The organism is Natrinema soli (assembly GCF_028618695.1).
This window is the reverse complement of record NZ_JAQIVI010000498.1, coordinates 1-2153: the sequence shown is the minus strand read 5'-3', so window position 1 is coordinate 2153 and position 2153 is coordinate 1. Positions and strand designations below refer to the sequence as shown.

The window sequence follows — 2153 nt, the reverse complement described above, 5'->3', positions numbered from 1 at the left end:
CACCGAAGCGAGTCCGGTCCCCATCGACAGCGCTGCCCCAGTCGCCAGCACAGATCGTCGTTTCCACATGACTACTCGACGTACGAATACCGGTCATATCCCTATCCGTCAATTAACGATACTTCTTAGCTATGCAATTGTTTCAAACTGTTCAGGACGCATACGTAGTTACCGAATTGCTCGATTCGATTTCGAGCGTATTTCTGAATGAAGAAATCGTGCTACTACGTCCTCTCCTGTGTACCGTCGTCAAGAAGAACCCTGCTCTTTGCTATCACTGGCCCATCGAGTCAGAACTGGCTGTCGGATAGAATTTTCCATCCACTGCTCTCGAGTCCCGGAACTGGCCGGCCACACCGTCAAGGCTCGCGATCACCGAACGCGAATATGCCAGCACGACTCGACGCCGAAACCGACTTCGAGGAGCTGACCGCCCGCGTCCGCACGCAGTCACAGCAAGCGCCGGGCTCGGACACCCAACGGGTGACGATCCGCTCGCTCGAGGCCGTCAGCTCAGACTCGCTCGCGACCCTGCTCGAGGCCGCCGAGAGCGAACACCTCGAGCCGGGGGCGCTCGTCTTCGTCCTCTCGCGGGCCAACGCCGAACTCCTCTGCGAGCGGGAGTTCGACATCGACGACGTCGACGACCTCGAGACGGTACTCGACTGCCGCGTTCGCACCGAGGGCGAGATGCCCGACGATACGATCCTCCTGTTGCATCCCGACGCGGTCGACGGCGAGGAACTCGTCGAGCCCGAGGCGATCGCCTGCGGGATCCTCGGAACGGAGGAGTGACCGCCTCAAGCGCCCCGTTACAGCGGTGGACGGCCGCGTCTGGGATCGGTTCAGTGTGGAAGCGTCAGCTCGGCAAAGGCTTTTAGTGTTGTTCAGGTAACCATTACGTATGGCTTGTACCCAGACGCGGGACCGATACGTCCCCCAGTCGACGTGGTTCACACTGAGTTGCTCGACCATGCAGGTAGTGACGACCATCACACTACTCGCCCTTTCGGCGTCCCTCCTGACGGTCCAGCTGGGAGCCGTCGACGACGTGATGCTCATCGCGTTCGCGACCGTCGGCGTGATCGTCCTCGGACTCGCGCTCGTCCGACTCTTCGGCTTCCTCGAGACGAACGGCGTCCCGCTGCTGGAATCCGAGTCCGCGTCGGTCACATAACCGCTACCCACCCGACGTTTCGTGCCGAGTCGTTCGTTCGAAATCGGTCGTCCCTCGGACTCGAATTCCGTCTCGAGGCGGGCCGCGGCCGGTGGCCTACTCGATTCGGGTCCGTCCGCTACTCCCGTTCCAGCGCCGCGCCGAAACCGGCACCGATCGCGACGCCGATGGAGAGCCACACGGCCAGATTGTCCGTGGCAACGCCGATTGCGACGCCGAGACACATCCCGATCGCGATGCCGGTTCCCATGCCGTTGCCGTTGTCACCGTCTCTGCCGGCATCGTCACCGCCGTCTCCGTTCCCACCGTCACGATCCCGTGTCCCGGCCGGTTCGTCCCGCTCGGTCATGAATGCCAAATGGCTACCACCACTGATAGCCATACCTGCTCCTCGCTTCGGACGCGATTTCAGTAAAAACGGAAAACGGAACTGATCTGTCTCGAGGGTCCACGCCTCACCGCTCGAGCCCGAACGAGACGTGGACCGTCGTCGTGTACTCCTCGATCTGTCCGTCTCGAACGTCCGCCGTCTGCGATTCGATCTCGATCCCAGTGATGTTCTCGAGTGTCTCCTCGGCGTCGTTGAGGGCGGTCTGTGCAGCGTCTTCCCAGGATTCGCTCGAGGTACCGACCAGTTTGATCACTTTGGCTGTCTGGCTCATGGTCCACGGGAAGCGACACGAGCGTCGGGTATAGTCCTTGGGCGGGTGTATGCCGGCCGCAGCGTCGCCGTCGGTGCGCCAGACCCAAAGCCGGGTCAGCCGGCGTCGGCGGAGGGACGATACCGGCGGCTCACGGCCTTCCAGTGGCCGCTTCGGAACAGCCAGTAGTTGATCCCGCCCGGGACCGATGTCTCGAGGAAGAGCGCCAGATAGAGGCCGCCGATTCCGAGCGGCGTGACCAGTCCCAGCGCCGCCGCGGGCAGCGCGAACGCGTACCGACCGAGCAGCGAGGCGACGAACGGCCAGCGGGTGTC

Annotated in this window: 4 protein-coding genes and 1 pseudogene; 2 read left to right on the top strand and 3 right to left on the bottom strand. The window is 62.7% G+C overall.

The annotated features are described in order from the left end of the window. Positions 1-387 precede the first annotated feature (387 nt). The gene (locus tag PGX04_RS24865; protein WP_273740951.1) at positions 388-795 is read left to right on the top strand and encodes a hypothetical protein; all 408 of its coding nucleotides are present in this window, start codon (positions 388-390) and stop codon (positions 793-795) included. A 109-nt stretch (positions 796-904) separates the two neighbouring features. Continuing rightward, a complete protein-coding gene (locus PGX04_RS24860) occupies positions 905-1177 on the top strand; it encodes a hypothetical protein (RefSeq protein WP_273740950.1) in 273 nt (90 codons plus the stop codon). A gap of 118 nt (positions 1178-1295) precedes the next feature. On the opposite strand, the gene PGX04_RS24855 is transcribed toward PGX04_RS24860, so the two are convergent. The 3 genes and pseudogenes from PGX04_RS24855 to PGX04_RS24845 form a co-directional block, all read right to left on the bottom strand. Next, a complete protein-coding gene (locus PGX04_RS24855; protein ID WP_273740952.1) occupies positions 1296-1526 on the bottom strand; it encodes a glycine zipper domain-containing protein in 231 nt (76 codons plus the stop codon). Positions 1527-1632: 106 nt separating this feature from the next. After that, a complete protein-coding gene (locus tag PGX04_RS24850) occupies positions 1633-1839 on the bottom strand; it encodes a dodecin family protein (protein ID WP_273740949.1) in 207 nt (68 codons plus the stop codon). A gap of 95 nt (positions 1840-1934) precedes the next feature. Beyond that, positions 1935-2153: pseudogene (locus tag PGX04_RS24845) on the bottom strand (MATE family efflux transporter); the annotation flags it as partial.